Origin of the sequence: Idiomarina sp. (genome assembly GCF_048260185.1) — a bacterium.
Classification (GTDB): domain Bacteria; phylum Pseudomonadota; class Gammaproteobacteria; order Enterobacterales; family Alteromonadaceae; genus Idiomarina.
In genome coordinates this window covers 554,169-576,747 of sequence record NZ_JBLXHB010000001.1, presented here as the reverse complement: position 1 = coordinate 576,747, position 22,579 = coordinate 554,169, and the positions used below count along the sequence as shown (strand labels likewise).

The 22,579-nt window shown below is 46.6% G+C and carries 19 protein-coding genes; 8 read left to right on the top strand and 11 right to left on the bottom strand.

What is annotated here, in order from left to right; translation table 11 throughout:
• The first annotated feature begins 48 nt into the window (after positions 1–48).
• From mnmA to ACN0RF_RS02800, 5 genes are all read left to right on the top strand, one after another.
• Positions 49–1,164 (top strand): tRNA 2-thiouridine(34) synthase MnmA, encoded by a 1,116-nt coding sequence (mnmA, locus tag ACN0RF_RS02820; protein WP_417437989.1) that lies wholly within the window; start codon positions 49–51, stop codon positions 1,162–1,164.
• A complete protein-coding gene (hflD, locus tag ACN0RF_RS02815) occupies positions 1,161–1,781 on the top strand; it encodes a high frequency lysogenization protein HflD (RefSeq protein WP_342487741.1) in 621 nt (206 codons plus the stop codon). Before mnmA ends, hflD begins: the two co-directional genes overlap by 4 nt.
• 47 nt (positions 1,782–1,828) lie before the next feature.
• Complete coding sequence (gene purB, locus ACN0RF_RS02810) at positions 1,829–3,199, top strand: adenylosuccinate lyase (protein WP_417438322.1); 1,371 nt, start codon at positions 1,829–1,831, stop codon at positions 3,197–3,199.
• Positions 3,196–4,338 (top strand): cupin domain-containing protein, encoded by a 1,143-nt coding sequence (locus ACN0RF_RS02805; protein ID WP_417437988.1) that lies wholly within the window; start codon positions 3,196–3,198, stop codon positions 4,336–4,338. Before purB ends, ACN0RF_RS02805 begins: the two co-directional genes overlap by 4 nt.
• 132 nt (positions 4,339–4,470) lie before the next feature.
• Positions 4,471–5,508, top strand: coding sequence for a Glu/Leu/Phe/Val dehydrogenase dimerization domain-containing protein (locus ACN0RF_RS02800; protein ID WP_417437987.1), 1,038 nt, complete (start codon positions 4,471–4,473; stop codon positions 5,506–5,508).
• Between the two features lie 26 nt (positions 5,509–5,534).
• Here ACN0RF_RS02800 and ACN0RF_RS02795 read toward each other — a convergent pair whose 3' ends face one another.
• Positions 5,535–8,564: an FAD-binding and (Fe-S)-binding domain-containing protein gene (locus ACN0RF_RS02795; protein WP_417437986.1), complete on the bottom strand. Its 3,030-nt coding sequence runs from the start codon at positions 8,562–8,564 to the stop codon at positions 5,535–5,537.
• Between the two features lie 2 nt (positions 8,565–8,566).
• Positions 8,567–10,933 carry a phosphoenolpyruvate synthase gene (gene ppsA / locus ACN0RF_RS02790; RefSeq protein WP_417437985.1) on the bottom strand — a complete coding sequence of 789 codons (2,367 nt, stop codon included), beginning with the start codon at positions 10,931–10,933 and terminating at the stop codon, positions 8,567–8,569.
• A 107-nt stretch (positions 10,934–11,040) separates the two neighbouring features.
• Here ppsA and ACN0RF_RS02785 point away from each other — a divergent pair, with 107 nt between their 5' ends.
• Entirely contained in the window at positions 11,041–11,850 is an 810-nt protein-coding gene (locus ACN0RF_RS02785; RefSeq protein WP_034823150.1) for a pyruvate, water dikinase regulatory protein, read from the top strand.
• A 30-nt stretch (positions 11,851–11,880) separates the two neighbouring features.
• Here ACN0RF_RS02785 and ACN0RF_RS02780 read toward each other — a convergent pair whose 3' ends face one another.
• The 7 genes from ACN0RF_RS02780 to bioB form a co-directional block, all read right to left on the bottom strand.
• Complete coding sequence (locus tag ACN0RF_RS02780; protein ID WP_417437984.1) at positions 11,881–12,678, bottom strand: DUF1338 domain-containing protein; 798 nt, start codon at positions 12,676–12,678, stop codon at positions 11,881–11,883.
• 40 nt (positions 12,679–12,718) lie between these two features.
• Complete coding sequence (locus tag ACN0RF_RS02775; RefSeq protein WP_114981305.1) at positions 12,719–14,077, bottom strand: class II 3-deoxy-7-phosphoheptulonate synthase; 1,359 nt, start codon at positions 14,075–14,077, stop codon at positions 12,719–12,721.
• A gap of 72 nt (positions 14,078–14,149) precedes the next feature.
• Positions 14,150–15,013, bottom strand: a complete 864-nt coding sequence (gene htpX / locus ACN0RF_RS02770; protein WP_417437983.1) for a protease HtpX — start codon at positions 15,011–15,013, stop codon at positions 14,150–14,152.
• 57 nt (positions 15,014–15,070) lie between these two features.
• Positions 15,071–15,745, bottom strand: a complete 675-nt coding sequence (gene bioD / locus ACN0RF_RS02765) for a dethiobiotin synthase (protein ID WP_417437982.1) — start codon at positions 15,743–15,745, stop codon at positions 15,071–15,073.
• A gap of 18 nt (positions 15,746–15,763) precedes the next feature.
• Positions 15,764–16,531, bottom strand: a complete 768-nt coding sequence (locus ACN0RF_RS02760) for a methyltransferase domain-containing protein (protein ID WP_417437981.1) — start codon at positions 16,529–16,531, stop codon at positions 15,764–15,766.
• Positions 16,528–17,646, bottom strand: a complete 1,119-nt coding sequence (locus ACN0RF_RS02755) for an aminotransferase class I/II-fold pyridoxal phosphate-dependent enzyme (RefSeq protein WP_417437980.1) — start codon at positions 17,644–17,646, stop codon at positions 16,528–16,530. The genes ACN0RF_RS02760 and ACN0RF_RS02755 overlap by 4 nt, the downstream gene beginning before the upstream one ends.
• Positions 17,647–17,682: 36 nt before the next feature.
• The gene (gene bioB / locus ACN0RF_RS02750; protein ID WP_417437979.1) at positions 17,683–18,720 is read right to left on the bottom strand and encodes a biotin synthase BioB; all 1,038 of its coding nucleotides are present in this window, start codon (positions 18,718–18,720) and stop codon (positions 17,683–17,685) included.
• A 101-nt stretch (positions 18,721–18,821) separates the two neighbouring features.
• Between bioB and bioA the strand changes: the two genes are divergently transcribed.
• Positions 18,822–20,117 carry an adenosylmethionine--8-amino-7-oxononanoate transaminase gene (gene bioA / locus ACN0RF_RS02745; RefSeq protein ID WP_417437978.1) on the top strand — a complete coding sequence of 432 codons (1,296 nt, stop codon included), beginning with the start codon at positions 18,822–18,824 and terminating at the stop codon, positions 20,115–20,117.
• On the opposite strand, the gene ACN0RF_RS02740 is transcribed toward bioA, so the two are convergent.
• Complete coding sequence (locus ACN0RF_RS02740; protein WP_417437977.1) at positions 20,114–20,473, bottom strand: hypothetical protein; 360 nt, start codon at positions 20,471–20,473, stop codon at positions 20,114–20,116. The two genes, bioA and ACN0RF_RS02740, sit on opposite strands and share 4 nt — an antisense overlap.
• Positions 20,474–20,580: 107 nt before the next feature.
• On the opposite strand from ACN0RF_RS02740, the gene asnS reads away from it, so the two are divergent.
• Complete coding sequence (gene asnS / locus ACN0RF_RS02735; RefSeq protein ID WP_417437976.1) at positions 20,581–21,981, top strand: asparagine--tRNA ligase; 1,401 nt, start codon at positions 20,581–20,583, stop codon at positions 21,979–21,981.
• Here the strand turns inward: asnS and ACN0RF_RS02730 are convergent.
• The gene (locus ACN0RF_RS02730) at positions 21,978–22,544 is read right to left on the bottom strand and encodes a nitroreductase family protein (protein WP_417437975.1); all 567 of its coding nucleotides are present in this window, start codon (positions 22,542–22,544) and stop codon (positions 21,978–21,980) included. The two genes, asnS and ACN0RF_RS02730, sit on opposite strands and share 4 nt — an antisense overlap.
• Between the last annotated feature and the right edge of the window lie 35 nt (positions 22,545–22,579).

Genomic DNA, 22,579 nt, shown 5'->3' with positions numbered 1-22,579 from the left:
ATAGAATGCGCAGCCAATTCAGGAGCTATAGTCAGTTAGGGTCAACCTATGTCAAATGCCAGTAAAAAAGTCATTGTCGGAATGTCCGGGGGCGTCGACTCCTCCGTTTCAGCTTACCTTCTTATGCAACAGGGCTATCAGGTAGAAGGCCTGTTTATGAAGAACTGGGAAGAAGACGATACTGACGAATACTGCGCGGCTTCCGACGACTTAGCTGACGCTGAAAAAGTCTGTGAAACGCTGGGTATTGAGCTGCATACAATCAATTTCGCTGCAGAATATTGGGACAATGTGTTCGAGTATTTTCTGGAAGAATACAAGGCGGGTCGCACGCCTAACCCCGATATTATGTGCAACAAAGAAATTAAATTTAAGGCCTTTCTTGAGTTTGCCGCTGAAGCATTAGATGCAGATTATATTGCGACCGGACACTATGTCCGTCGTCAACAGCGTGATGGCAAATGGGAAATGCTGCGTGGTTTAGACAGTAATAAAGATCAAAGCTACTTTTTGTATACCTTGAGCCATGAACATATTGCACAGACTCTGTTCCCGGTCGGAGAACTGGAGAAACCAGAAGTTCGTCGAATTGCAGAAGAGCAAGGCCTGGTAACGGCCGATAAAAAGGACTCAACCGGCATTTGCTTTATTGGAGAGCGCAAATTTAAAGACTTTTTGCAGCAGTATCTTCCCGCCAAACCGGGCCCTATTGAGTCCGTTGAAGGTGAAGCATTAGGCGAACACGAAGGCCTGATGTACCACACGCTGGGTCAGCGTAAAGGTCTGCATATAGGAGGCATGGCCGATACTTCCGGCGAACCTTGGTATGTTGTCGACAAAGACGTCGAACGTAACGTTTTAATTGTAGCGCAGGGGAAAAACCATCCGCGTCTATACTCTCAGGGGCTTATTGCCGGACAACTGCATTGGGTTAGTCGAAATGCCCCATCGGAGGCTTTCGATTGCACGGTGAAAACACGCTACCGCCAGCAGGATATTCCATGCCGGGTTACGCCGCTTAGTAACGGTGACTTCCAGGTTCAATTTAGGGAACCGGTTGCAGCAGTTACTCCGGGACAGTCTGCGGTATTCTACAGCGATGATGCTTGTTTAGGCGGTGGCATAATAGAGCAGCGAATTACCGATTTTGAGGTTAAGCTATGAATGAATGGCAGCAACGGGTAATTGCCTTAGCTGGCATGTCGTTAAGTGCTATGGCCGTACAGAAGCTGGCTCGCAGCGGCGAGCTTTACCCTGAATCTATTAGCAATACCTTAGTGCACAGCCTTTTACAGCAAAACCCGGACAGTATCGAAGATATTTACGGCGGACTGGACAACATAAAACCCGGCATTCAGGCGTTTATTCGTCAGGCCGGCAGCAACAAAAATAAAGACATTGAGGTTACCCGTTATCTGATAGGCCTAATTCATTTATCCAGAAGGCTCTTAAAACAACCAGACGTACTCAATTTACTGGGCGAGCGTATTACCCAGGTGAAACGTCAAAAAGAAGAGTTTGAGTTTGAAAACTACCGCATTCAGCAAAGTCTGGCCGGAATTTATCGTGAGCTGATAAGTCCTTTAGGACAACCTATTCGCATCAATGGTAACCCGGAGTTTTTAAAACGGGACTCAAATCAACACCATATTAGAACCTTGTTGCTGGCTGGCATTCGCAGTGCTGTGCTTTGGCAGCAAGTAGGCGGCAAGCGTCGTCATTTCGTGTTTTCTAGAAATAAAATGTTAGATACAGCGCAGCAACTGCTGCATGTCGCATAACCAATAACAATTAACGATTTAATTAACCCTCGGAGAGCCAGTTTATGTTGCCCTTTTCCTCCTTGACGGCGGTGTCACCTGTTGACGGACGATACGCCTCAAAAGCAGAAATGTTACGCCCTATTTTCAGTGAGTACGGACTGATTAAATTTCGAGTGACTGTTGAGGTTCGTTGGTTACAATTATTAGCCGACGTTGACGGTATTAAAGAAGTACCTGCGCTAAGTAAAGAAGCAACACAGATACTGAACTCCATTGTTGAGAATTTCTCGGTAGACGACGCTGAACGCATAAAAGCTATTGAGAGTACCACCAACCACGACGTGAAAGCGGTCGAGTACTTTCTGAAAGAAAAAGTAGCAAATAATGAAGAGCTGAATAACGTTTCCGAATTCATCCACTTTGCCTGTACATCCGAAGACATTAACAACCTTTCTCATGGCTTAATGCTGAACACAGCCCGTGATGAAGTATTACTGCCTATGATGCAGGAGTTGGTTGAGCGGGTTAAAGAACTGGCGAAAGAACACAAAGCCGTTCCTATGATGGCTCGTACACACGGGCAGCCGGCAACGCCAACCACAATGGGCAAAGAGTTTGCAAATGTTGCCGTGCGTTTACAACGTCAGTTGGAACAGCTTAAAGCTGTAGACGTTATGGGTAAAATCAATGGTGCTGTCGGTAACTATAACGCACACCTGGCGGCTTACCCTAATGTAGGCTGGCACCACATTTCAGAGCAATTTGTTACTTCATTAGGCTTGAGCTGGAATGCTTACACAACACAAATTGAGCCGCATGACTATGTTGCTGAATACTTTGATGCATTAGCTCGTTTTAATACCGTACTCATTGATTTTGATCGTGACGTATGGGGCTATATTGCATTGAACCACTTTAAACAGCGTACTGTTGAAGGCGAAGTTGGCTCATCAACCATGCCTCATAAAGTAAACCCTATCGACTTTGAAAACTCTGAAGGCAACCTGGGTATTGCAAACGCTGTTATGCAGCATTTAGCTCAGAAACTGCCTATTTCACGCTGGCAGCGGGACCTGACTGACTCAACCGTTTTACGTAATTTAGGCGTGGGTGTTGCCCATACTGTTATCGCATTCCAGGCTACCTTAAAAGGTTTGAGTAAACTGGAGGTTAACGAAGCCCGTCTGGCGGCTGAGCTGGATGAAAATTGGGAATTAATGGCAGAACCGGTGCAAACCGTTATGCGCCGCTACGGCGTTGAAAAGCCATACGAAAAGCTTAAGACTCTAACTCGTGGTAAGCGCATTACCAGCGATGATCTGGCTAAATTTATTGACTCCTTAGACGTACCTAAAGCCGCTAAAGACGAAATGAAAGCACTGACTCCGGCAAATTATATTGGCCGCGCCACTCAGTTTGTTGATGATCTCCTATGAAATTAGTGTTTGATAAAGACGATTTTCTAGCGAACTACTGGCAGAAAAAGCCTTGCCTTATTCGACAAGGCTTTGCCGATTTTACCGACCCTGTCAGCCCTGAAATTCTGGCTGGACTGGCAATGGAAGAAGGCGCTGACTCGAGGGTTATTGAATCACGGGCGGATACTGAGTCCGGTTGGCTAGTGACTCACGGCCCATTTGAGGACTACGAAAAGTTCGGAGAAACTGACTGGACTTTGCTGGTGCAGTCAGTAAACGAATGGCTACCAGACGTAGGGGAATTAATAACCCCTTTTCGTTTTCTGCCCGATTGGCGCATCGATGATGTCATGGTCAGTTTTTCCTGCGAAAACGGTGGTGTCGGTCCTCATCTGGATCAATACGATGTTTTTATTATTCAGGGCGCAGGCTCCCGGCATTGGCGGGTCGGTGAACGACAAGCAATGCAGGAGTATCAACCCGCGGAAGACCTATGCCAGATAAAAGGTGAATTCAACGCTGTTATTGATGAACACCTGACTGCCGGTGACGTTTTGTATATTCCTGCTGGTTGTCCTCATGACGGAGTCTCACTGGAACCATCTTTAAACTACTCTGTTGGTTTTCGTGCTCCATCAAAAGCCGAACTACTGCTACAGTTAGGTGATATTGCGATGCAACAGGAGTCGTTGCAGGAGCGTTATCAAGACCCGGCTCTTAGCAGCGAAGACGTTTCATGGGTTATTGAAAAAGCGCAGCTAAGTGCATTAAAGCAGTTTTTAAAAGACGCTTTAGAAAGCGATGAAACCGACTCATTTTTAGCAAAAATTATTTCCCAGTCTAAACGCCCTCTTCCTGAGCCTGAGCTGCCGACCACCGCTGAGCAAATTCCGACTCTGCTCGCGCAGCAAAATGCGTTTATAGAAAAAACCTCGGGCGCCCGTTTCTTAAAACTTAGCAGTACGCAGTTTTACGGTAATGGCGAAGCCTTTCACATTGTACAAGAGGCTTTACCTACCGCGGAATGGCTGGCGCAACTGCAAGGCTCTGAGGCTACTGAAGAATTAGCTAAACTGGCAAAATCTCCAGCCGAATGTGAGCTCATTGCCGAAGCTATTAACCAGGGAATCATCTATTTATACATTGACGAATCTTAAGTGATTCTGTGTAAACAAGAGTTGATAAACGCCTGTTTAAATACCTAAATTTATTCGCATCTTAAAGTAGCGCGAGCCTTATCTAAATGGTAATGTTCGCGCAATTTTTTAAGCAATGAGGAAGTGAAACTCATGTCTCTATACGAGCATCCCGAATTTGATCACCACGAGCAAGTGGTGTTTTGTCATGATCAGGAATCAGGCTTAAAAGCCATTATTGCCATCCACGATACAACTTTAGGTCCAAGCCTTGGTGGTACTCGTTTGTGGAACTACGCTTCTTCTGCCGAAGCGGTCACCGATGTACTGCGTTTGTCTCGTGGTATGACTTATAAAAGTGCAATGGCCGGTCTGCCTTTAGGTGGCGGTAAAGCCGTTATCATCGGCGACGCGAAAAAGATCAAAAGCGAAGAACTCTTCCGTGCTTATGGCCGCTTCATCGAGTCTTTAAGTGGTCGTTACATTACCGCCGAAGACGTCAACATTCGTACTGAAGACATCGGCATGGTCGCGAAAGAGACCAGTTATGTTGCAGGCACGGCCGATAAAGCAGGCGACCCTTCACCTCATACGGCACTGGGTACTTACCTTGGTCTTAAAGCGGCAGCTAAACACAAATTAGGTAGCGAAGATCTTAAAGGCGTTAAAATTGCCATTCAGGGTCTGGGTGCTGTTGGCTACGATTTCGCCAAGTACTGCGCGGAAGACGGTGCTGAACTTATTGTTACCGATATTAACGAAGAAGCCATAGAGCGTGCTGTTAAAGAACTGGGCGCGAAAGCTGTCGGTCTGGATGAAATCTATGCCGTAGACGCTGACGTTTATGCACCATGCGCTTTAGGTGCCACCATCAATGACGAGACTTTAAAGCAACTTAAAGTCAAAATTATTGCCGGCAGCGCGAATAATCAGTTAGCTAACCCTAAGCACGATAAAGTCGTTAAAGATATGGGTATTCTATATGCTCCGGACTACGTGATTAATGCCGGTGGCGTTATTCACATCTGTTCAGAAGCCGCCAACTTTACTGTGGAAGAAACAGAAAAACGTGTGCGCGGTATATACGATACCTTAGATCAGCTTTTTGCCCGGGCACAGGACGAAGACCGTCCTACCGGAACAGTAGCTGATGAAATGGCTCGCGAAATTATCGCCAAAGGTAAGCAGTAAACGTTACTGCAAATAAAAAGCCTGAGTTAACTCAGGCTTTGTAAGATTATCTCAAGCGGGTGTCTCACCCGCTTTTTTTCTACCCGTTTTATTTGTGAGCGACACGAGAATCCAGTAACCAGTACTCCGCTACTCCCGTACTCCTGAACCGCTTGTTGCCAGCCCATTTGATAAAGTCCCTGGCTGTCTTCCTGGTTCTGTTTCTCATGACCAAATGTACCGGCCATACCGCAACAGCCCACATTAACAATATCCAGTTTTAGTCCCAGATTTTGGAATAAGGCTTGCCATTGCTTAGCTGACTCAGGCACGAAACTCTGTTCGGTACAGTGCAGCAATAGACCGTAGTGACTGGTAGTAAATGAATTAATATCATCAAAGTTCAAAGTATTAAGCCATTCTACAACCGTCATGACATTAACTTCGGGCAGTTGACCATCGCTCGCCTTGCGATACTCGTCCCGGAATATCAATGCCGTGGAGCTGTCAGGTCCAATTAATGGAATACCAGCATCAGAAATAGGTTTTAACTGTTCAGTCACTTTTTCGGCGGTTTTCTCAAAGTCGCTGATAAAGCCTTTTACGTGCTGAGCCTTGCCATGCCCTATAAACGGCAGTAACACAGGCGTATAACCTAAATTTCTGATAAGCAGCCCCAGTTTCAGAACCAGATCGGCCTCGTAGAAGGTTGTAAACGGGTCCTGCGCAATAACCACCGCTTTTGACTTCTCATCCTCAGTCAGGCTCATCACCTGCTCTGTGGTTAACTCAATAAGTCCGTTCCGGCGCCAGGCAGTCCTTAAATTAGGCGTTGAGAATAACGGCGTATCGACGTAGCCAATACCGTATTTGAGTACAAAACGGCTTAACGGATTATTAATCAGTACATTACTCAACCGGGGAAACTTACTCGCTATCGGCGCGGTCTTTTCAATACCTTTGACCAGATAGTCTTTTAACGGACGAGCGTATTTACTGTAATAATGATCATAAAAACGAGCGCGGAACGTCGGCACATCGACACTGACTGGGCATTGGTTGGTACACGCCTTGCACGCCAGGCATTTGTCCATGGACTCTTTCACTTCGTGGCTGAAGTCATTTTTCCCGGTAAACCGGTTAAGCTGACGTTTGGCAAAGCCCAATGCTTCTGGCTTTTCAGCCGCGTTATAGCCGGCGTTGTGAGTTAACCGTAACCATTCACGTAAAAGCCCTGCCCGTCCTTTAGGAGAATAACGACGGTCCCTCGTTACCTTATAAGAGGGGCACATAGCGGACTTAGGATCGTAATTAAAGCACAAGCCATTACCGTTACAATCCATCGCATTTTTATAGCTGTCGCGTGTAGCCACCGGTATTTGACGATCAAAAAATCCGCGCTTAACGGCATCGACAGAAATAAGTTCGGCATCAGTGTTAAGCGGCGTACAAATTTTTCCCGGGTTTAGCTGGTTAAAGGAGTCAAAGCTGGCCTTTATTTTCTGCAATTCGGTATAGAGATGCTCACCAAAAAATGCAGGGACGTACTCCGAGCGATACCCTTTACCGTGTTCGCCCCACATGAGTCCGCCATATTTTTGTGTCAGCTCGGCAACTTTATCACTGATTTGTCTGAGCATGACTTCATCTTCTGGTTCGCACAAGTCCAGCGCTGGTCGCACATGCAAGACTCCGGCATCGGCATGCCCAAACATGCCGTAATGCAGTCCGTTAGCGTCTAAAAGAGCACGAAACTCATTAATAAAATCAGCCAGTTTCTCTGGCGGTACAGCGGTGTCTTCAGCAAAAGCAACGGGCTTACGGCGTCCTTTAGTTGCGCCCAGCAAGCCCACCGACTTTTTCCGCATAGCATAAATCAGCTGGATACTGGGCAAATCGTCACAGACTTGATAGCCAATAACCCCTTTGCTGTCTTTGCTTTTAATCAGCTTATCCAGACGTTGGGTTAAAGAGTTAACTTTACTGTCTATTTCTTCCTGATTTAACCCGGTGAACTCAACCATGTTGATGCCATCCATTCGCTGACCTTCAACATCAGATAACAGCGGCTCAACCGACTTCCAGATTATATCCTGACGTGCAAGATTCAGTACGGTACTGTCAACGGTCTCTACAGAGGTTGCTTTGGCATCAACTAAAAAAGGCGAGTTCTCTAAAGCAGCCTGGAAATTTGAATACTTTACGTTCACCAACACCCGGTGTTTGGGAATAGGAGTAATATTCAGCCGGGCTTCACTGACAAACCCTAAGGTTCCCTCTGAGCCGGCAATTATTCGTGAAACATCTATCTTTTGCTCTTCGGCGTTATAGGCATGTTTCAAGTCATAACCGGTTAAAAACCGATTCAGCGGCGGGAATTTCTCACGAATACTCTCAGCCTCACCAACACAGGTATCAATAATCTGCCTATAAATTCGGGCTATGCGATTATCCTGCCGTGCAACGGTTTCCGCCTGTTCAAGCGAAACCGGTGCGCTATCAAGTACAGAGCCGTCCAGCAGCACAGTTTTTAAACCAAGAATATGATCGCTGGTTTTACCATAAACTAAGGAGCCCTGACCGGATGCGTCAGTATTGATCATCCCACCAAGAGTCGCGCGATTACTGGTTGATAAGTCAGGTGAAAAGAAATAGCCATGAGGGCGCAATATATCGTTGAGCTGATCTTTGACTACCCCCGCCTGCACTCGTACCCAGCCTTCTTTAGGGTTAACTTCCAGTACTTTATTCATGTGACGACTTAAGTCCACCACAATACCGGAAGTTAAAGACTGACCATTAGTGCCGGTGCCACCACCACGAGGGGAAAACTGCACACTGCTATTGTTTTCCTGACCTGCCAGCTTCATCAGCAATACAAGGTCGGTTTGATTAAGAGGATACAAAACAGCCTGAGGCAGGTTTTGGTAAACGCTGTTATCCGTGGCCGCAATTAAACGGCCCGAATAACTCACGTCAATTTCACCTGCAAACTCTGAGCTTCTTACCTGCTCAATAAAGTGCCGGTAGTCATCTGGTAACGCATTCTCAGCAGCAATCTCAGGTAATACAGTCATACTTATAGGTTTTCCGCCAGGTACATCCAGGTTTCAATAACGGTGTCCGGGTTCAGCGACACCGAATCAATGCCCTGATCAACCAACCAGGCGGCAAAATCAGGATGATCCGACGGCCCCTGACCACAGATGCCAACATATTTACCGCGTTTCTTTGCCGTTTGAATAGCCATGGCCAACAGCTTTTTCACTGCCTCGTTACGCTCATCAAATAAGTGCGCGATAACACCAGAATCACGATCCAAGCCCAGAGTTAACTGGGTTAAGTCGTTAGAACCAATAGAGAAACCGTCGAAAATATCGAGGAATTCATCAGCCAACAGAGCGTTAGAAGGCAGTTCACACATCATAATAACGCGCAGACCATTTTCGCCCTGAACCAGCCCCTGCTCGGCCAGAAGTTCAATAACCTTACGGCCTTCTTCAAGAGTTCTGACAAACGGGATCATAATTTCGATATTGGTCAGACCCATATCGTTACGAACGCGTTTAATTGCTTCACACTCTAGTGCAAAGCAGTCACGGAATTCTTCAGAGATATAACGAGACGCGCCACGGAAACCAAGCATTGGGTTTTCTTCGCCAGGTTCATACTGCTTTCCGCCAATAAGGTTCGCATATTCGTTCGACTTAAAGTCAGACATACGCACAATGACGCGTTCTGGTGAAAATGCAGCACCCAAGGTAGAGATACCTTCGGCCAAACGGGCAACGTAGTATTCGCGAGGGCTGCTGTAACCGGCCATCATGCTATCAATTGTCTGTCTCAGCTCATCGCTTTGCTGATCATAGTTAAGCAAGGCTTTAGGGTGAACGCCTATCATCCGGTTAATGATAAACTCCAGACGAGCCAGGCCAATACCAGCATGTGGCAAACTGGCGAAATCGAAGGCTCTGTCCGGGTTACCCACGTTCATCATAATTTTTAACGGTAGGTCCGGCATGGCATCAATCTGTGACTCGGTAATATCAAAGTCCAGTTCACCCTGGTAGATATAACCGGTGTCGCCTTCGGCACAAGAAACCGTAACGGCCTGACCATTACTGATATGGTCAGTTGCGTCACCGCAACCAACTACCGCCGGAATGCCCAGTTCGCGTGCAATAATCGCTGCGTGGCAAGTACGACCACCGCGGTTAGTAACAATAGCCGCCGCACGTTTCATAATTGGTTCCCAGTCAGGGTCGGTCATATCGGTAACTAATACATCGCCCGGCTGCACTTTATCCATTTCGCTAATGTCATTCAGAACACGGGCAACACCACGACCAATACGCTGACCAATAGCGCGCCCTGTGCAGACAACGTCGCTTTTAGTTTTTAACGCAAAACGCTCAATGGCTTGCCCTTTTTGGTTTGACTGAACCGTTTCAGGGCGTGCCTGGACAATATACAGCTTGCCATCGATGCCGTCTTTAGCCCACTCAATGTCCATTGGACGACCATAATGCTCTTCAATGATAAGAGCTTGCTTAGCCAGTGTTTCGACTTCTTCGTCTGTTACCGAGAAGGTCAGGCTCTTCGACTTTTCTATGTCTTCTATTAATGTCTGTTTTCCATGTTCTCTGTCGTCAGAGAAAATCATTTGAATTTTCTTGCTGCCCAGAGTTCTGCGCAATACTGAAGGGCGCCCTGCTTTTAAGGTCGGTTTATGTACGTAGAATTCGTCCGGGTTAACCGCGCCTTGCACAACCATTTCGCCTAAACCGTAAGATGAGGTAATAAAAACCACATCATCAAAACCTGACTCTGTGTCGATGCTGAACATAACCCCGGAAGAGGCAATGTCACTACGAACCATACGTTGTATACCAGCCGACAACGCAACACCGCGGTGGTCGTAGCCCTGGTGAACGCGATAGGAAATAGCGCGGTCGTTAAATAATGAAGCAAACACGTGTTTAATGGCTTCCATTACACTACTTAAGCCACGTACATTCAGGAAGGTTTCCTGCTGGCCGGCAAATGAAGCATCCGGCATATCTTCTGCCGTCGCTGAACTGCGTACTGCAAAGCTAAATTCGTCGTTGTTTTTACTTAACTCAGCAAAAGCGTCTTTAATGGCCGCTTCAAATTCTGATTGAAAAGGCGTATCAATAATCCATTGGCGAATTTTTTTGCCCGCCTGAGCCAAGGCCTGTACGTCGTCAACATCAAGCGTGTCGAGCAAATCGTGAATACGATCGTTTAAGCCACTTTGCTCCAGAAACTGGTTATAGGCATCAGCCGTTGTTGCAAAACCACCGGGCACTTCAACTCCTGCTCCGGCTAAGTTACTGATCATCTCACCCAGCGAGGCGTTTTTGCCACCCACTCGGTTTACGTCCTGCATTCCCAGATGTTGGTACCAAACTACGTATTCTTGCACGTCACAATCCTTAATTGATTTTTCGGCATGGAAGTGGCATCTATTTTACACGCTGTGGCCCAACAAGTTAATATCGAACCTACAATCGCTTAAAAAGAGATTTGCCAGTGCGCTATGCATTTTACATTTCAGATGGTACTGCTTTAACCGCCGAGGCCTTTGGCCATGCGCTTTTGTCAATGTTTCCGGTCAATTTTGAACACAAGACATTGCCTTTTATCGATAACCAGGAAAAAGCAAATGAGGTGTGTAAAACTATAAAAAAAGCCGTTTCCGACAGTGGTGAACCGCCTTTAATCTTCCATACTTTCGTTAACGAGAAGCTAAAAGCAAAAATTACTGACTGTGGAGGCATTTGTTACGACTTTTTAGACCACTTTGTTGCGCCGGTGGAAAAAGAGCTTGGCGTTAAAGCGGAACCGAAAACACACCGTACCCATGGTGTGCATAAAAACTACAACTTCAGAATAGATGCAATTAACTACGCGCTGGATAACGACGATGGCAAACGCTTAAATCAGCTGGATAAAGCTGACCTGATTTTAATTGGAGTGTCGCGTACAGGGAAAACACCGACCAGCTTATACCTGGCCATGCAATACGGAATTAAAGTTGCCAACTACCCTTTAACCGACGATGACGACTTTGAACGACTGCAGTTACCCAAAGAACTAAAGCAGTATCGCCATAAGCTATTTGGATTGACCTTGTCGTCACAGCGTTTACATGAAATTAGAAGTCAAAGGCGGGAAGGCAGCCAGTACGCCTCTATGGCGCAGTGTCGGTTTGAACTCGCTGAAGTTGAAAGGCTCTATAGTCGGGAAGCAGTACCTTTTATCAACTCAACTCATTATTCAGTAGAAGAGATAGCCGCAAAAATTCTGGCTAAAACAAACTTAGAGCGGCACCGTTATTAATGCCGCTCTAGCATTCTGAGAAGCTACACTTTATTTAGCGTTGGTGCTTTCAAAAATTTTGTCCGCCGACGCTGCAACAAAGCCGGTATACAGTTTGCCCTCTTCAATTTCGTAGCGCTTAGCAAACTCGTAGAAGCAACTAGGGATCTCAACAGTCTTATCAGAAAACTCAACTGGATGACGGTCAGCCATAGTTGATGATTGTTCCAGATAAACTTCCGGAGACCCTTTGATTTCGCCGCCAGACGTATTCAGTTTGAAACCATTGTCTTTTAACTTCTGGTTTACCTGTTCAAGCGTTTTATAGCCCGGCAACTGGTTAACGCTGACCGTAAAGTGGTTAGCGCAATAGCCAAATGCTGCCATCCAAGCAGCGTACTCACTCTCTTCCAGCAGTGACTGGTAATCGGCATAGCTGACTTTCCAGTGCGTACCTGAATAAAGAAAGTCCGGCTTTTTGGTGTCTTCAGCCGAAACCTGAGCCACCATACCTTTAACTTTGCTTTGCAGTTCATCAGAAAATTCAGCTGTCATTAATTCGCTGATAAATACCTTTGGCAACTCAGGGTCTTCGTGCTCAAAATGTTTTGCACGCAGTTTTTTCGCTTCAAAGTGGTAATCTCCACCCTCTTTGTAACCTAAGTCCAGAAAATGTTGTGCCAGTACTTCTAAACCAACCGGACTGATATCAAAGGTACGAAAAGCAACGTGATCGTTAACGATCGGATGCCCTTCACCTAAAATTTGATGCACCTTTTTTGCTGAAGGTGTACGCGATAAATAATCTTGCCACAAGTTTTCAAATAACACTTCTACCTGCTGCGACATATAAAAAAATACCTCTTAAATATCCGGTTAAATGAGATTATCAACCCGCACCGTTGCGAGCTGCTTTTAATGATTCTGCGACTAAAAACGCTAATTCCAGCACTTGGTCGGCATTCAGTCGCGGATCACACTGAGTGCGATAACGACTGGATAAATCCGCTTCACTTATGCGGTAGGCACCGCCGGTACATTCTGTAACATCTTCACCGGTCATTTCCAGATGGATACCGCCCGGATAAGTGCCCTCAGCTTGATGAATCGCAAAGAAATGTCTTAGTTCTTTATGTATGGCGTCAAAATTCCGGGTTTTCAAGCCATTATCAGCCTTAATCGTATTACCATGCATGGGGTCACTTGACCAGACCACGTTACGACCTTCCTGTTTTACACGACGCACTAACTCGGGCAATTTATTCGCAAGATTATCGGCGCCCATACGGGTAATAAGCGTTAAACGCCCAGGTTCGTTGTCAGGGTTCAATGCATCGATTAATTGAATAAGCTCGTCCCCTGGCATAGTTGGACCTACTTTTACCCCAACCGGGTTGTGAATGCCGCGCATAAATTCAACATGAGCCTGATCCAGCTTACGAGTACGTTCACCAATCCAGACCATATGCGCCGAACAGTCGTACGGCAAACCAGTTAAAGTGTCGGTGCGGGTCAATGCCTGTTCATAAGGCAACAATAACGCCTCATGCGAGGTAAATAAAGAGGTTTCATGAATGGCCGCGTTATTTTCTGAGTTAATACCTAATACTTCCATAAAGCGCAGCGCCGACTGAATTTCTTCAGCTATTTTCTGATAACGCTCTTTTAACGGGTTAGACGCTATAAAGCTTAAATTCCACTTATGTACTTTGTGTAAGTTTGCCAGACCGCCCTGCGCAAACGCACGTAACAAATTCATGGTTGCTGCGGAGTGATGATAAGCCTTGATCATACGTTCAGGGTCAGGTTGACGAGCCATTTCATCAAACTCTGAACCATTAATAATGTCACCACGATAGCTAGGCAGGCTAAGGTCGCCAATGGTTTCGAAGTCACTGGAACGCGGCTTGGCATATTGCCCTGCCATGCGTGCAACTTTTGTCACTGGGCAGGATCCTGCAAACGTCATGACAATGGCCATCTGCAGAATGACCTTAAAAGTGTCACGAATTTTTGGTGCATTGAAGTCACTAAAGGATTCAGCGCAATCGCCGCCCTGCAGCAGGAATCCCTCTCCTACGCAGACATTCTTTAATTGATTTCTTAACGCTCGTATCTCTTCCGCGAACACCAGTGGCGGGAACTGACTCAGTTGCTGCTCTACAGCCTGCAACTGCGACGGATCTGAATACTTCGGTTGTTGTTCTATTGGCTTATCGCGCCAACTGCGCGCACTCCATTGGGCCATAACAAAAATTTATCCGCTTTATCGGTGAGTAAGAGTTAAGAATGTACCTCTGTATCCCTTGAAAAGCAACGACTAACGCCGTTGCTCAAGAGCATGAATTCGTTCATCTAAAGGTGGGTGACTCATAAACAACTTAGACATAGTTGAACGCTTTCCTTTAATGCCAAACGCCAGCATAGTGCCATCAAGTTCAGATTCTTTGCCCTGCTGCAAACGACGTAAAGCAGCGATCATTTTTTGTTTGCCGACTAAATCAGCAGACCCGGCATCCGCTCTGAATTCACGCTGACGAGAGAACCACATAACAATAGTACTGGCTAACACACCAAACACAATTTCCAGCAACATTACGACACCGTAATAAGCGAATCCGCCGCCCCGCTGGTTATCACCTCCGCGCATTATTGCGCTGGCAATAATCCGTGCAAAAAACATCACAAAAGTATTTATCACACCCTGGATTAAAGTCAGTGTCACCATATCGCCATTAGCAATATGACTAATTTCATGCGCAAGAACCGCCTCAACTTCGTCAGCATTCATGCTTTGCAGTAGCCCGGTGCTGACCGCAACCAATGAAGCATTTTTACTGCGCCCGGTAGCAAAAGCGTTAGGCTCCGGCGACTGATAGACCGCAACCTGAGGCATAGGCAACCCTGCTTTTTGTGCCTGTTGCTGAACGGTACGGAACAACCATTCTTCAGACTGGTTCTGTGGTTTCTCTATGACTCTGGCTCCAGTTGACCGAATTGCCATCCAGCGTGATATCCAGAGCGATACAAAGGCACCGCCAAAACCAAATAACGCACAGAACACCAGTAAACCCACTGACCCTTGTGCATCAATGCCAGTTACCGCCATGACAATATTAAAGACCAGGCTAACAACCAATAAAATGGCCATGTTAGTCGCTAAAAACAGCAAAATTCTCTTCATTGCTCGTACTCCGGGGAACTTAGTCTGCTAAGTTATGTGGGGCTATTTAGTCGTATTTCAATCTTGCTTATGGAAATAAATGCTCAAATCTTTTTCTTCCCAGCCTGGCAAATAAGGAATATTAGCGAGCTCTTTTTCGCCCAGCAATTCACGTAACGACGCCAGATTTTCGGCCTGTCGCGGCATAGGCTCCGGCGCGGTTTGCACGGCTACCCAGCCTGCAACCTCGCAACCTTCCTGCTTTATTGATTGCAGGCTGAGCAACGCATGGTTCAGACACCCAAGTTTTAGCCCAACCACCAGCACAACTTTCGCATTAACCTCCTTTACTACTTGCGGCATACGCAACCCGGGAGCCAGAGGCAACTGCCAGCCACCTGCGCCTTCAATTACCAAACTGTCTATTGACTGCTTAGGAAACCAGTCCACTGCTTTCAACAAGCATCGCTTGTTTATGACCACGCCACTGTCTGCTGCTGCAATATGAGGAGCAATTGCTGCTTCAAAGGTATAGGGATTAACTCTTTCGTAATCAAAGGAAGTATTAGATTGACGCATTAAATTCAGTGCATCTTCATTCACCAACTGGCCATTTTGCCAGTGACAACCGGATGCAACTGGCTTCATTACCGCAACTTGCTGCGATTGCTTAACTAAGTATTGAACAAAAGCACATGCCGCGACGGTTTTTCCCGCATCAGTATCTGTTCCGGTAATAAAATAAGTGTTCATATCAACTTAAACTCAATGCTACTTAACTAATTTAATATTAAGAACTGACCATTCAAGTGGCAATCCTTGCAAAGTTCGATACTTCTCAAAGGCGTTTTCCAACTGCTGCAAGCGGCTACGCGTCATCAGTCCGGCGTTATCAGTTCGTCTCACATAGTTGGCACCAACCCCCTTAATACTACCCATAAGTTCACGGACACTGCCAAAGTGTTGAGTGTGTTCTTCTAACACGAATTCTGAATAGCGCCAGTTAACTGAGCTTATTTCGTTCTGCACCCTCTCTGTGGATTCAAAGCGGTGCGTATGTTGCAAATCGTCCACGGCGTTCCAGCTTTTTATGAAAGAACTGAAAGTGCCTTCGACAACGGTATTAACGGTTACAGCACCACCCGGCTTTAAAACACGATAAGCTTCGCACATGGCTTTTTGTAAATCATCGACCCACTGTATAGACAAATTAGCGAAAAGCCAGTCGACCGAATTGTCAGCTACAGGCAAAGCTTCCCATTCACCATTAAGCCAACTCAGTTCAGGATAATCAGAGGCGGCTTTAGACAACATAGCCGGAGCAATATCAACACCAAGGTAATGGTTCGTGCGGCTTAAGAGTTCCGCTGTCGTTGACGCGGGACCACAGCCAACATCAAGCACCTGATTCACATTAACCGGTCCGAGACCTAATAGCCGGTTGGCTGTTAATCGCTGAATGCTCGCGTGCTGGTGATAGTCTTTTGCCGCCTTACTGAACTGCCGTGCAACAGCCTGCTGAAAGTTCATTCTTTTCATAACTGGTTAAGAACCTCATCTACCCGGCTCCAAAACTGAGCGAGTTCCGTCGTCGACATTTCTGACGTTAGGCTAAAACGAATACGGGAGCTTCCCGCAGGAACCGTTGGCGGACGAATAACACTGCATAAATACCCTTGAGCCTGTAATTCTGTTGCCATGTGTAGCGCGTTTTCATCGGAGTTAAATAACCAGGTTTGTATGGCAGAATCTGATTCTATGGTTTTTAAACCGCGCTGTTTCAGCTGTTCCCGAAAATACTGAATGCGCTCAGCAAGTCTTCCGCGACGGTCATCGCCTTCTGCGCTGCGTACAATTTCTACAGAGGCTTTTATTGCTGCCGCCTGAGCCGGCGGCATTGCAGTGGAATAAATATAATCACGACAAAACTGAATTAAACTTTCAATTTCATCTTCATTGGCACATACAAAGGCTCCACCAGCGCCCAACGCTTTACCAAAAGTACCTGTTACCACATCGGCAACAGCAGAGTCGGCAGATAATGAGCCCTTCCCTTCAACGCCATAAGCACCTATTCCATGCGCATCGTCAAGCATAATCTTAAGGCCATACTTGCGCTTTAAAGACGCCAGCAGGTTTAGATTACAGGCGTCTCCGTCCATACTAAAAACGCCTTCAGTCACTAACCAGTCGCCGGGCGATGCTTTAGCAACCAAAGGTTCCGGTTGGTTATGCGGATATCGCTTAAAACGCCCTTCGCCGTGCTGCATACCGTCAATAATTGAGGCATGAACCAATTTGTCGGCGAACAGCTTTTGCTGTTTATCGACCAGGGTTGTCAACACACCATGATTTGCTGCGAAACCTGAATTAAACAGCAAAGCTCTCGATTTACCCAGCCACTGGGCCAGCAACTCTTCCAGTTCCTGATGAACTGCACTGTAACCGCTGAGTAAAGGTGAGCCAGTACTGCCAACACCCCAGGTATCAATAGCTTGCTTAAATGCGCGCTTTATGGCCGGATGCTGGCTTAAACCGAGATAATCATTGGTACTGAAATCCAATTGCCAATGAGCGTTGGAGCTACGGACCTTTCGCGAGCGAAACAGCGAAGAGTTTTTACGCTCATTAAGCCGCTGTTGATACTCCAACACGATTTTCTCCACTCTATTTTCTCTGCCTATTCTCGACTAAGACGCGTCGTAGTATCGAACAGGATTTTGCTGCTCTTTAATCGCGTCTTCAATAACCGCGGTGTGAACTTCATCATCATAACCATCGCGCTGTTCAGGCTTTATGCCCAGACGCTCAAATAAACGTAAATCGGCATCTGCTTCAGGGTTTGCGGTAGTCAGCAGTTTTTCGCCATAGAAAATTGAATTGGCACCAGCAATAAAGCACAACGCCTGCATTTCATCGTTCATGTCCTCACGGCCGGCAGACAAGCGTACGTGCGAAGCAGGCATTAAAATACGAGCTACGGCAACTGTACGTACAAATTCAAAGTTATCCAGGTCTTCCAGCTTGGCAAAAGGCGTGCCCTCTACTTTAACCAGCATATTAATGGGGACACTTTCCGGGTGCTTAGGCAAGTTCGCCAACTGCACTAATAAAGAGGCCCGGTCGGTTACGCTTTCGCCCATTCCAACAATGCCTCCGGCGCACACTTTCATACCTGCGTCTCGCACATTATTCAGCGTATTCAGGCGATCCTGATAAGTTCGGGTAGTAATAATGTCACCGTAGAATTCAGGTGAGGTATCGAGGTTATGGTTGTAATAATCAAGCCCTGCCTGCTGCAGCATTTTCGCCTGTTCGTTACTTAACATGCCAAGTGTCATACAACTTTCCAAACCTAAAGCTTTAACCCCTTTGATCATTTCAATGACGTAAGGCATATCGCGATCTTTCGGGTTACGCCAGGCCGCGCCCATACAAAAACGGCTCGCGCCCTTCTCTTTCGCTGCCTGAGCTTCAGCCAACACACTTTCTACAGCCATCAAACGCTCGCGATCCAGCCCGGTGTGATAATGCGCGCTTTGTGGGCAATATTTGCAGTCTTCGGGGCAGGCTCCGGTTTTAATCGACAACAAGGTACTGACCTGAACTTCGTTCGGGTTAAAGTGCTGGCGATGCACGGTTTGCGCTTCAAAAACTAAGTCATTCAACGGCATCTGCAAAAGGTTCTGAACTTCTTCAATGGTCCAGTCGTTACGAATTTGTGGCATGGTAAATCTCGTGTGCTTGGCAAATTATGGTCGACTAGAATAATCCAGCTCGATACACTGTCAATATACTTTCAGTTTAATACTTTACAATAGTTTATTTTATGAGCAAAAGCGATATTGAGTTCGATCGCCAGCACATTTGGCACCCATACACTTCTATGCTGACCCCCTTACCTGCTTATAAAGTTGAGTCTGCAAAAGGTTGCAGGTTAACTCTGGATACCGGTCAAGACGTTATTGATGGCATGTCATCCTGGTGGGCTGTTATTCACGGATACCGTAATCCTCGCTTAGATACCGTCGCTCACAGTCAGATAGATAAAATGAGCCACGTTATGTTTGGCGGTATCACTCATCAGCCCGCGATTAATCTTGCGCGACGTCTTATTGAATTAACTCCGGAGCCTCTGCAAAGGGTATTTATTGCCGATTCAGGCTCTGTCAGCGTTGAAGTCGCTATAAAGATGGCTCTGCAGTTCTGGTTAGCGCAAGAACGGCCCGAGAAACACCGACTGCTGACCATCAAAGGCGGCTACCACGGCGACACCTTTAAAGCGATGTCAGTTTGTGACCCGGTCAATGGCATGCACCACCTTTTTAATAAGGCCATCAATTCACAGCTCTTTGCTGAAGCTCCAACACTAACCCCAAATGATGACTGGACAGATTCCGCAGGCGACGAACTCCGAAACTGGTTTGAGCAACATCACGCGGAGTTGGCGGCGATTATCCTTGAACCTATAGTTCAGGGCGCCGGTGGCATGCGTTTTTATCACCCTGAGTACCTAAGGTTAATACGCCAGCTTTGCGACGAGTTTGATGTATTACTGATAGCGGATGAAATTGCGACAGGGTTTGGTCGTACCGGCAAGTTATTCGCCTGTGAGCACGCTGGAGTTACGCCTGATATCCTCTGCGTTGGTAAAGCGTTAACTGGTGGTTACATGACGTTGGCCGCTACTTTAACCACGAAACAGGTAGCAGAAATCATTGGTCACGGCCCCGGCGGCGGAGCATTAATGCACGGCCCCACCTTTATGGGGAACCCTTTAGCTTGTGCCGTTGCGGCTGAATCGCTGACAATTATTGCTGAGGGTAAGTGGCAGCAACAGGTTGCTGAAATAGAAACTCAGTTAAAGCAGCAACTTCTTCCCCTGGCTGGATGTGATGCGGTAAAAGACGCGCGAGTTTTTGGGGCTATTGGCGTATTAGAAATGCATCATCCAATTGATGTCGCCGTTGCGCAGAAACGTTTTATTGAACTAGGAGTGTGGATACGCCCGTTCGGACGCTTACTTTATATTATGCCGCCTTATGTTATTTCTAAGAGCGAGCTCAGCTGTTTAACCCATGCCATGAAAGACTACGCTGAAACTCAGAGTTCTATTGAGACCTAATAACCAAAAAAATAAAGTGATAAACCGCCTAAACAGCTCATAATCAGTATCAGAATATTAATCCACAGGTGCTGCTTGTCCTGACGAAAGAGAACATAATTAAGAACAAAGCTGAGCAGACTCACGCATAGCCCAATAATTAAAAGGATGACAAATAAATCACCTAATGTGATCTGCCAGTAGTCCCGGACAGATATCCCGAAAATTTCAGTTAAAATGGTGTTACGTTCGGGTTTTGCATAATTAAAGACAACGGCAGCAATAACAAAAATAAGCCAGCCAAAAATAGACAGCCATCCCAAAGTACGAGACCAGAATGGTACGCGTCTTAAATCATCTAAAGATCCCCTTTTCATAATTTTTCTCTCGGTTATCAGGGGTTATACTTGAGTCTGCGCCAAAGCGCGGTAACATAGCAACCTTTCTATAGCAAAATAGTGTAAATTTCGGAGAAAACCAACTCATGTCGTATGCTTCTGTAGTGGATGTTCTGACGGGAAAAATCGCTGTCGATGAAACCGTCACAGTCCGGGGCTGGGTCCGCACCCGCCGTGACTCGAAAGCCGGTATTTCATTTATTAACTTGCACGATGGCTCATGCTTTGATGCCATTCAGGCCGTGGTTCCGGCAGAACTTCCCAATTACACTAATGAAGTGCAGAAGCTGACGACTGGTTGTTCTGTTGCTATTACCGGTGTTGTTGTTCCATCTCAGGGCAAAGGTCAGTCATTTGAGCTGCAGGCAACTAAGGTTCATGTATACGGCTGGGTGGAAGATCCGGACACCTACCCTATGGCTCCCAAGCGTCACAGCATGGAATATTTACGTGAATACGCGCATTTGCGTCCGCGTACCAACATTACCGGTGCGGTCATGCGTGTTCGTAATGCGTTATCTCAGGCTATTCATCGCTTCTTCCACGAGGAAGGTTATTTGTGGGTGAGTACCCCCATTATTACGACTTCCGATTGCGAAGGTGCCGGTGAGATGTTTCGTGTTTCAACACTGGACATGCTGAATATCCCGAAAACAGATAAAGGCGAAGTCGACTACTCTGAAGACTTTTTCGGTAAAGAAGCCTTTTTAACCGTTTCCGGGCAGCTAAACGTTGAGTCTTATGCCTGTTCGCTGTCTAAAGTCTACACCTTTGGGCCGACGTTCCGCGCCGAAAACTCAAACACCAGCCGTCACCTGTCTGAGTTCTGGATGGTAGAGCCAGAGCTGGCGTTTGCTACTTTAGATGATGTTGCCGGCTTAGCTGAAGCTATGCTTAAGTACGTGTTTAAAGCCGTGCTTGAAGAGCGTCCCGACGACATGGCGTTCTTTGCCGAGCGCATTAACTCTGACGCTATCAGCCGTTTAGAAGCCATTGTTAACAATGACTTTGTGCACATGGATTACACCGACGCCATCGAAATACTGAAAAACTGCGATAAAAAATTCGAATACGCGGTTGAATGGGGTGTGGATTTACAATCAGAGCACGAGCGTTATTTAGCTGAAGAACATGTAGGCGCACCAATTATTCTGAAAAACTATCCGCGCGATATTAAAGCGTTTTACATGCGCCAGAACGAAGATGGCAAAACCGTTGCTGCTATGGACGTTTTAGCACCGGGTATCGGGGAAATTATCGGTGGTTCCGCCCGTGAAGAACGTTTAGACATTCTTGACCAGCGGATTGAGGAAATGAATCTGCCAAAAGAAGAATACGGCTTCTACCGCGATTTACGCCGTTACGGTACCGTTCCTCACGCCGGTTTTGGCCTGGGTTTTGAGCGCTTAGTGGCTTATGTCACCGGCGTACAAAATATTCGTGACGTTATACCTTTCCCCCGGGCTCCGAAAAGTGCTGAATTTTAATCCAGCACTAAGTCATTGCCGTTCATGAAAAATGGTGATGAATCTTTCTGAGGCTTTATTGGCGTAGGGACTGCAGGTGTCCCTACGTACAGAAAGCCGACAATGGCATCGTCTACAGATAACCCTAATTGTTCCTTGATAAAGTCGTCTTCGGCCATCCATCCGGTACGCCAAATTGCGCCAATACCTTGCGCAAAAGCCGCTTGCTGCATGCCGTGAGTGGCACAGGCTACCGTACACAGTTGCTCATCACGAGGGACTTTCGGATGTTCCTGAAAACGCAGACAAGAAACAATTATCATTGGTGCCCGAAATGGCAACTGCCCTGCCTGCTCTATGACTGTTTCTGAAAAGTCATTAAGGCGCGCAGCCTGCTGGTAGATATCCGCCAGAACCTGTCTCTCTTTTCCCTGAAATTGAATAAACTGATATGGCGTTAGCCCCATATGGTCCGGCGCACGAACAGCGGCGGCTTTAATTAGTTCCAGTTGCTCTAAAGTTGGTCCGGGCTCATTTAAACGCGGCATCGAGGAACGGCTGGTTAATAACTCTTCGGCATTCATACTTCACCTTATTCAATGTGTAATGGTTAGTTACA